The 7,710-nt window shown below is 38.0% G+C and carries 10 protein-coding genes and 1 pseudogene; all 11 read left to right on the plus strand.

Features of this window, described 5'->3' with window-relative positions; translation table 11 throughout:
* The first annotated feature begins 260 nt into the window (after positions 1-260).
* The 11 genes and pseudogenes from DW793_RS13310 to DW793_RS16035 all read left to right on the plus strand — a co-directional run bounded on the left by DW793_RS13310 (position 261) and on the right by DW793_RS16035 (position 7,638).
* Positions 261-578 (plus strand): hypothetical protein, encoded by a 318-nt coding sequence (locus tag DW793_RS13310; protein ID WP_118158429.1) that lies wholly within the window; start codon positions 261-263, stop codon positions 576-578.
* A gap of 8 nt (positions 579-586) precedes the next feature.
* The gene (locus tag DW793_RS13315; RefSeq protein ID WP_118158430.1) at positions 587-1,369 is read left to right on the plus strand and encodes a tyrosine-type recombinase/integrase; all 783 of its coding nucleotides are present in this window, start codon (positions 587-589) and stop codon (positions 1,367-1,369) included.
* Between the two features lie 136 nt (positions 1,370-1,505).
* Positions 1,506-2,318 carry a vWA domain-containing protein gene (locus DW793_RS13320; protein WP_118158431.1) on the plus strand — a complete coding sequence of 271 codons (813 nt, stop codon included), beginning with the start codon at positions 1,506-1,508 and terminating at the stop codon, positions 2,316-2,318.
* A 114-nt stretch (positions 2,319-2,432) separates the two neighbouring features.
* The gene (locus DW793_RS13325; RefSeq protein ID WP_118158432.1) at positions 2,433-3,458 is read left to right on the plus strand and encodes a protein phosphatase 2C domain-containing protein; all 1,026 of its coding nucleotides are present in this window, start codon (positions 2,433-2,435) and stop codon (positions 3,456-3,458) included.
* A gap of 6 nt (positions 3,459-3,464) precedes the next feature.
* Positions 3,465-4,661 carry a hypothetical protein gene (locus DW793_RS13330; RefSeq protein ID WP_118158433.1) on the plus strand — a complete coding sequence of 399 codons (1,197 nt, stop codon included), beginning with the start codon at positions 3,465-3,467 and terminating at the stop codon, positions 4,659-4,661.
* Complete coding sequence (locus DW793_RS13335) at positions 4,662-5,663, plus strand: hypothetical protein (RefSeq protein WP_118158434.1); 1,002 nt, start codon at positions 4,662-4,664, stop codon at positions 5,661-5,663.
* A gap of 5 nt (positions 5,664-5,668) precedes the next feature.
* Entirely contained in the window at positions 5,669-6,130 is a 462-nt protein-coding gene (locus tag DW793_RS13340) for a CFI-box-CTERM domain-containing protein (protein WP_118158435.1), read from the plus strand.
* Entirely contained in the window at positions 6,127-6,558 is a 432-nt protein-coding gene (locus DW793_RS13345) for a hypothetical protein (protein ID WP_118158436.1), read from the plus strand. The genes DW793_RS13340 and DW793_RS13345 overlap by 4 nt, the downstream gene beginning before the upstream one ends.
* Positions 6,559-6,607: 49 nt before the next feature.
* Positions 6,608-7,276, plus strand: coding sequence for a tetratricopeptide repeat protein (locus DW793_RS13350; protein WP_118158437.1), 669 nt, complete (start codon positions 6,608-6,610; stop codon positions 7,274-7,276).
* Positions 7,277-7,314: 38 nt separating this feature from the next.
* Positions 7,315-7,401: pseudogene (locus DW793_RS16030) on the plus strand (hypothetical protein); the annotation flags it as partial.
* Between the two features lie 27 nt (positions 7,402-7,428).
* Entirely contained in the window at positions 7,429-7,638 is a 210-nt protein-coding gene (locus DW793_RS16035; protein WP_118158438.1) for a tetratricopeptide repeat protein, read from the plus strand.
* The last annotated feature ends 72 nt before the right edge of the window (positions 7,639-7,710 follow it).

Below are 7,710 nucleotides of genomic sequence, written 5' to 3' on the forward strand. Positions count from 1 at the left end.
ACTACTATAAGATAATAAAATCAATCCACAGATTGACTAAATATAGCAAATATCGTTGTTGATTTTGTACAGAAAAATGTTCAATTATATTAATATTATATGTTTATTTGTGAAAAAATGATGAATCAGAGCCCGATTTTTGTATTTTTGTGCTATTTCTGGTCAGAATTATGGTCAGTTTAGGTGTATACTAATGGCAATACCGTGCAGATTTTGTGCGGTAATTTCTTAATGTACAAAATTTCACAGGAGGTATTGTTATGTCAAGACGAGGGGAAAACATTTTTAAGCGAAAAGACGGCCGCTGGGAAGGGAGGTATATCTCAAGCTATACGGCAAATGGCAAGGCAAAATATTTGTCTGTTTATTCACGCACCTATGCGGAGTGTTCGCAAAAACTACAGCTTGCCAAAGTGGACTTGCTGCCGAAGAATGCACCTATTACTGTAGGTGAGCTTTTTGCGGTATGGCTTGCAAATCGAAAAAGCTGTATAAAGCCGTCGTCCTATGTTAATTATCTCACTATGTATCAGACTTATATATCTGACCGTCTGGGAGATATAAGGTCGATAAATTAAGTTCATTTATGATAAGCTGCCATATAACAGACTTGCTTAAATGTGGCAGAGTTAACGGAATGGGTCTGTCATCAAAAAGTGTGCAGGCTATACTAATTATGATGAAGTCGGTCTTTAAATATGGCGAAACGGAATACAATCTTAAAGATCCCGCAAAAAATATTCCGCTGCCTAAATCAGCGCATAGGGAGATAGAGGTTTTCACAATAACGGAAATGTTAAAGATCCGCAGCAATGCTCTGTGTGATAACTGCCTGCATCTTGGAATACTGCTGAGTTTGTACACAGGCTTGCGAATAGGCGAGATCTGTGCTTTAAAGTGGAAAGATATTGATATTGCAGAGCAGGTCATTCATGTAAGAAAGACTATACAGCGCATAAAAAATCCAGATCCGACGCCCCCGAAAACAGTTGTGATAATTGATGACCCCAAAAGCTCAAGATCAATTCGTGATATTCCTATTCCGACATTTATGCTGTCTATGCTAGCTGACATCAAGCTTAATATGTGTGCAGAAAATTATTTTTTGACTTGCTCTTTAAAGCACACAGAGCCGAGGACGTATCTATACAGTTATAAGAAATTTCTCGAACACATTGGAGTAGAGTACAGAAACTTCCACGTGCTTCGCCATACATTTGCCACCGAATGTATCAAACGTGGTATAGATGTCAAGACAGTGAGCGAGCTGCTTGGGCACGCAAGCGTAAAGACCACTCTTGAGAGATATGTTCATTCTAATATGGATATGAAACGTAAGCAGCTTGAAAAATTATATGAGTGCGTTTAGCTTTTTTTGATCTATTTCTGGTCAAAGTTATGGTCACAAAGCCCTGCAAAGTCTTACTTTTATTGGGTCTACGGTGTTTTTATCTTATAGTAGTATACTGAAAGACAGAAGTTTGTATTTTTAGGAGGGCCATATTATGAATTTTGAAAATCTACGAGCTATAAACCAAACTCATCAGCCTGTAGTGGTCTGCATAGACACCAGCGCATCAATGAACGAAGATGCAGGAAACGGAATAACAAAAATAAAAATGGTTGAAGATCTTGTCAATCAGCTTGCCGATATTCCAAATGGCAGACTGGGTGAGACTGATAAGTCATCTATCGACCTTTGTATATTAGGCTTTAATAACAGTGTTTACACTATTATGGACTGGCAGCCTTTGATCAATTTCAAAGGTGATATTAAATTGTCGGCAGAGGGCTGCACTGCATTAAGTTCGCTCATCCTGGAGTCAATAAAAAAAGTTCGTGAAATAAGAAAGCTATATGACCAAAGATCTGTTGATTGCAGACGTGCTATGATATTCGTATACACCGACGGATTTAGCACTGAAGATATGCAGGCGGCATATCAAAAATCGCAGTCATATTTCAACCGTGATTATCCGTCACCTTCCGCTAAACTCAATATGATCTTTATTCCTACTTATTACAATGGTCAGATAATAAAGATGACAGATGGCGAGAAAAACTGGTCTGAGTATAAAGAGCTTGTCAACGGTCTTGGAAAAAAGGTCCTTTACATAAATGCAGAGGATTGCGTGAATGGAGTGCCTGCCGCTTTTGAATTTATGACCGACAGTATAGTAGGCTGGTCCGTGTCAGACCCTGGTGAAACAGTTTATACTAATATCAACGATAATCTGACAGCCGTTAAAAACTGCGGAGGTGTTCGACAGAATAGTGACGGCAGCAAAACTGCTGTGGACGAGCCTGAATTGATCTAACAGGAGCAGACGAGAAGTGAACATTTTAAATTATAATTTCAGCTTACAGGGTTTATCCCATAAAAAAAGAAATATAGTTTGTCAGGACGCTGGCACGATATATATAAACGGAGTGTGGCATCTGGCGATCGCGCCGACGGCGTTGGATCCTGCAAACATTCTGATAAAGCCTCACAAATGGCAGTTGAAAACGCCTGCAAGCTTGCAAATGCAATGTTTCCAATTAACGGAACAGATGAGGATTATCTTTCGCTGATGAGAATGATAATGCACTATACTGCAAATTACATAGAAAGAAGTGTTTCTAAACAGGGCGAAGATATCCACGATTATGAAACAACTTTTGTTGCTGCGCTTTATAACGGCAAAGATGTTTATTACGCAAATGCGGGAGATTCAGGTATTATAGCGCTGAACACTAATGGTGTTTATCATGTTGTTACCACAAAACACAATAATGAATATGGCGAGGTTTTTCCGTTATCAAGAAGAATGTTTGAAGTCGGAAAAGCAAATTTCGATGCTGCTGCTGTTATCTGTATGACAGACGGCTTGCTTGATTGGGTCACCCCTAATTCGTTAAGAGATCATAAATATCGGGTGTCAGTACCACGAATGAATATTTTTGTTGAGCAGGCATTGTTTAATGAAGAGCTTGATGATGAAAAAATGAAGGAATATTCTGACCTTGTTCAACAAATGATCACGGAATTAGCTGAAAGGTCTGAAACTGACGATCATATTGATAAAAAATATGGAGAGCTGAAAGATAAGAATTTGAAAGACGACTTGACAGTTGCGGTTTTAATAAATACTGAGGCTTTGTATGATAGTATACAATGGGAAGAACCAAAGGAGAAAACAACTATCGAGAAATTTGCTGATACTTATAAGACTTTGATAAGCCTATATCCCAAAGACGGAAAAGATATGCTTTTAAAGCATATCAAAGACTGCAATGCTAACAGCAGCGACGAGGAGATAGCAGAATATGTCGAGAAAGTTATAGCGCTTGCAGAAAAGCAAAGCGGTGAAAAAGCTGAAATGGAAGAGCCGAGTAAGCAAGAAAACAACGATGCCAAGAAGAAAACTAACAAAAATTGGCTCAAAAGAAAACGCAAAATAAAGCCTCGGGAGTGATAACAATTGCTTTATTACGGTATGGATAATAAGGAATATCTGTTGACCGATCAGATCGGTGCTGGCGGCGAGGGCTTTGTGTATGAAGTGCAGGGCAACAGCAATATCGTGGCAAAGATATTCAAAAAAATAAATCCTGAAACGATTTTGAAGATAAAGCTTTTGAGCCAATTCCATTTTAGCGATATTATAAATAAAAGTGTGACTCTGCCAATAACGGCTCTCTTTCCCGACAAGGAGCATTTGGGGGATTGTGTAGGGTTTATAATGAATAAGCTTGTGTGCAAAGAAATGCTGCTTGATGTATATAATCAGCCTGATGACCGCATTTCAATATTTAATCAAGCCTACCTAGCCCTTGATCTCAGTCGGATCGTTGATGAGATACATAAAAGCGGATATATAAATGATCATTATAGTATTCTCATAGGAGATTTTAATCCGAAAAATATATTTGTTGACAGAAAAAACGGCAACATACAGATCACCGATTCTGACAGCTTTCATATAAGAGTTAATTATCAAGGACGTGTCAGAACACTCAAATGCGGTGTGCTTTGGAAAGATATGTTTATTATTCCTGAGCTTTTGAAAATATGCCATGAGCAAAATGCAAATCTTACAACAGCACAAGGCGAAACGTTCACTGTGTATACAGACCGTTTTCTTCTTGCATATCACATACATAAATTGCTGTTGGGGGTAGACCCTTATGGCAGACCTAAAAGCATTTCAAAATACAGTTCATCGTCCGTATCCGCTCCGCCCACCAATGCAATGGCCATAGGCGGCAATTATATTTACACAAATGTACTCAATGGTTATCAGATACCTGATCGCTATCCCGACTTTGACGTTCTGACTCCAACACTGCAAGAGCTGTTCAGAAGGGCGTTTCAGTATGGTGCCAGTGATCCTGAAGTCAGACCGACTGCAAAAGAGTTTTCCGATGCACTTGAGGACTATATCGAATCTTTAGAGTATTGTGAGTGCAGCGGCTGGGACCATTATCTCCGCAAAGATTATAATAAACCTTATTGTGAATGGTGCAGAGTTGAGCATGAATATGGACAAAAGAGAAATTTCTATCCTAAGAACATTCCATATATGAACGATAATGAGTTGGAATACTGTATGAAGATCGATCTTTCTGATCATTACAAAACATTGATACGGAAAGAACTGAAAAAGAGGCAAAAATAAATGGCAAGCTATAACGAGCCGAACGGCGGAAAAAAGTCGTTCAGCAATAATCCCTATAATAATTTATCAAATAACTCGCAAAATGTTCCAAATGTCACCCCCTCAGGCGGCAGTTTCTCTTACAATAACCATAAAAACATAAACTATGGTAAGATCGCTCTTTTGGTCCTTGTAGTTATAGCGATAGTTTGTGTTTTCAAAATGTGCAGTATAGATCAAGGCAGCAGTAATAATGGGATAGCATATACTCCCTCTATTGCACAGCAGACTGATGCACCAACAGTTGATACAAAACCTATTGATACCCAGTTAACTGATATTCAGCCAAATAAGACGCAGTCAACAGCACCAAGCAGTCATAAAGGTTTAAAAAGAATAATCACTTCTCCGTTAGACCCTGAGATACTAGATCTTACATTTGAAGACAGCGAAACGCAGGAGTTTAATATTACCGTAGATGATCCAGGCGTTATTGCGGTGACATTGACCGATACTTATGCAGGCTCGGATCATAGTATGTATTTATACGATAAATTAGGCAGGGAGGTCAGTAAAGATCATTTTTCATTGAGCGGAAACGATTATGGCTATGCTTATGATCTTGAGGCCGGTACATATACATTATCAGTCGAGTGGAATGAAGGAGAACCTGCCTGCAAGCTGTCGGTATACTTTGCCAACCCAGTGCAAGATATAACAATATTAGGCGAATACGGAATGATCACTGACAATATCTCGGCACCGTATATGACAAATGTATATACTTACAATGAGGCTGAAACAGGTGATTATTATTTTACGATAACAACAGACGATAACAATTATAATTCGTTTGGTGTTGAGATCAAGGACGAATTTGGCAATTACGTCGATGAATTTTGTGTCCCGTATGGAGAATTACAGGAATATCTTGTTGAACTGTCAATGGGATCATATACTATAGAGGTCACAGATACCTCACAGGCAGTCAATTATTCGATGACAATAGAAAAAGGAGATTAGACTCTATGTATTATGCAGAGATGAACACCTGCGGTTCGTGTAAATATTACAAATATGAAGGTGAAAACACAAAGGGCTATTGCAGCTGGTATAGAACATACTATTATCCTGATGACTCGTGTGACCACTGGGAGGAGGGCAATGTTTCAAGCAGCGGAGGCTGTTTTCTGACGACAGCCTGCTGTGAACATAAGGGTTTGCCAGATGATTGCAGAGAACTGACAGCACTGCGATATTTAAGAGATGAATATATGAAGAAATATGATTTCGGACAGGCTCTGATCAATATTTATTACGAAAAAGCTCCGGCGATAGTTGACAAGATAAATCATATGGCTGATAGCGATGAGATCTATGAGGGCATATATAATAAGATACAAGAGATAGTTGTTATGATCGAAAACAAAAAATATGACGATGCTGTTTGCGAGTATATTAAACTGATGTTTGAGGTCGAGAGATCATGAGAGCACTGATCATAAGATTATTTAAGCGTAAGAAAGGTATTGTGTGTCTGGGCATAGCGGTCATATTGTGCATTGTCATTATAGTTGGCTGGGTCATAATTGACTTTTGGCCTGCAATGATCAGTGCTGTGGCAGAAGGTAACGGCGCAGGGGATATTGCAGAAGGTATACTGCTTTTTTTGATGTATTTAGTTCCGTGCATAAAATTTGAAAAAGAAAACACGATGCCGATGTCTAAACGTATCATGATAATAACTGTTATAGTTTCCTGCGTAACGATGATAGTAAGAGCCTTTATGGTAGATTTTGATATAGGCAGATTTGGCGGAGCAGGAGCAGTGATTATGTATCCTTTGCTTTTTGGCTTGCGGAGCATAGCATTAGTTTATGTTGCACATTTTATTGGTAATATCATCAGAAAACAGTAAAATGGAACGTAATAGGTAAAAGTTTACGATAAGTCATGAGGTGAAAGCGATGAGTGAATACAAAATAACAATAAATACATATGGTTTTAAATGTCCAAACTGCGGAACTGACTTCATTCTCCGATATGATACAAAAGAATTCTTAAAAATAGAATGCTATAATTGCCATAGCATTATTAATGTTGATGCATCTGAAATCGGCGAATATAATCCTGATCCTCAGAAAGTATTTGAGCGAGGACTAGAAGAATATGGCTTAGATGATTATAAAACGGCAAGACTTTTTTTTGAAGAGGCGGCAAGATGCAATCATCCTATGTCTATGTATTATTTAGGAAATATGTATAATTATGCACTGGGCGGTGTAGATAAAGATATTGCTCAAGCGTATAAATGGTATTCTAAAGCAGCATCAATGGGCTGTGAAAAAGCAATGAATAAATTGGCACTTTGGAATTGGGATGGTTATTATATAGAGCAAAACAAATCAAAGGCTAAGGAACTGTTTTTAAAAGCTGCTGAAAAAGGCTATGTCAATTGTATGTATAATCTAGGCTTACTGTTGACAGAAAACTATAATTACAGCGATGAGGATTTTGAAACTGCTGTGTATTGGTTAAATAAGGCGGGCGACCTTGGGCTTGCTATATCTTATAATAAGGTCGGAGATCTCTTAGAGAAAAAGGGAGATCTAAATGCCGCCTCGAATACTATTTAAAAGCGGCAGAATTAGGTGCCGGCTCAGGACAATATAATACAGCAAGATTTCTGAAATATGGTAAAATAAAGAACGGAACATTTAAGAATGTCGATCCTGAGAAAGCTTTTTATTGGGCAAAATTATCTGCATCTCAGTACGACGGTTTAGGTATGTATATTTTGGGCTCGTGTTACCAAGATGGAGTAGGTGTTGACAAAAACACTGGAAAAGCTATATGGTGGTATCAGAAGGCAAGCAACAATAATATTCCTATAGCGCAACTGAAACTGGGCATAATATACAGCAACGGTAAATATATTCCGAGAGATTTAAATAAAGCAAAATACTGGTTAAAAAAAGGCTTACAACAATGGAATTGATGAAGCTAAAAAATTATTGGATTGTTTAGATAAAGAAAGCTTATATTAACACTTTTATTTAATGGAAAAATA

This window comes from Ruminococcus sp. AM31-15AC (assembly GCF_003462045.1).
Taxonomy (GTDB): domain Bacteria; phylum Bacillota; class Clostridia; order Oscillospirales; family Ruminococcaceae; genus Hominimerdicola; species Hominimerdicola aceti.

Excerpts from the sequence above, each read along its gene's own strand:
- DW793_RS13345 (WP_118158436.1), top strand. The coding sequence starts at position 6,127 with ATGAGAGCACTGATCATAAGATTATTTAAGCGTAAGAAAGGTATTGTG.
- DW793_RS13320 (WP_118158431.1), top strand. The coding sequence starts at position 1,506 with ATGAATTTTGAAAATCTACGAGCTATAAACCAAACTCATCAGCCTGTA.
- DW793_RS13315 (WP_118158430.1), top strand. The coding sequence starts at position 587 with ATGATAAGCTGCCATATAACAGACTTGCTTAAATGTGGCAGAGTTAAC.
- DW793_RS13350 (WP_118158437.1), top strand. The coding sequence starts at position 6,608 with ATGAGTGAATACAAAATAACAATAAATACATATGGTTTTAAATGTCCA.
- DW793_RS16035 (WP_118158438.1), top strand. The coding sequence starts at position 7,429 with ATGTATATTTTGGGCTCGTGTTACCAAGATGGAGTAGGTGTTGACAAA.
- DW793_RS13335 (WP_118158434.1), top strand. The coding sequence starts at position 4,662 with ATGGCAAGCTATAACGAGCCGAACGGCGGAAAAAAGTCGTTCAGCAAT.
- DW793_RS13310 (WP_118158429.1), top strand. The coding sequence starts at position 261 with ATGTCAAGACGAGGGGAAAACATTTTTAAGCGAAAAGACGGCCGCTGG.
- DW793_RS13340 (WP_118158435.1), top strand. The coding sequence starts at position 5,669 with ATGTATTATGCAGAGATGAACACCTGCGGTTCGTGTAAATATTACAAA.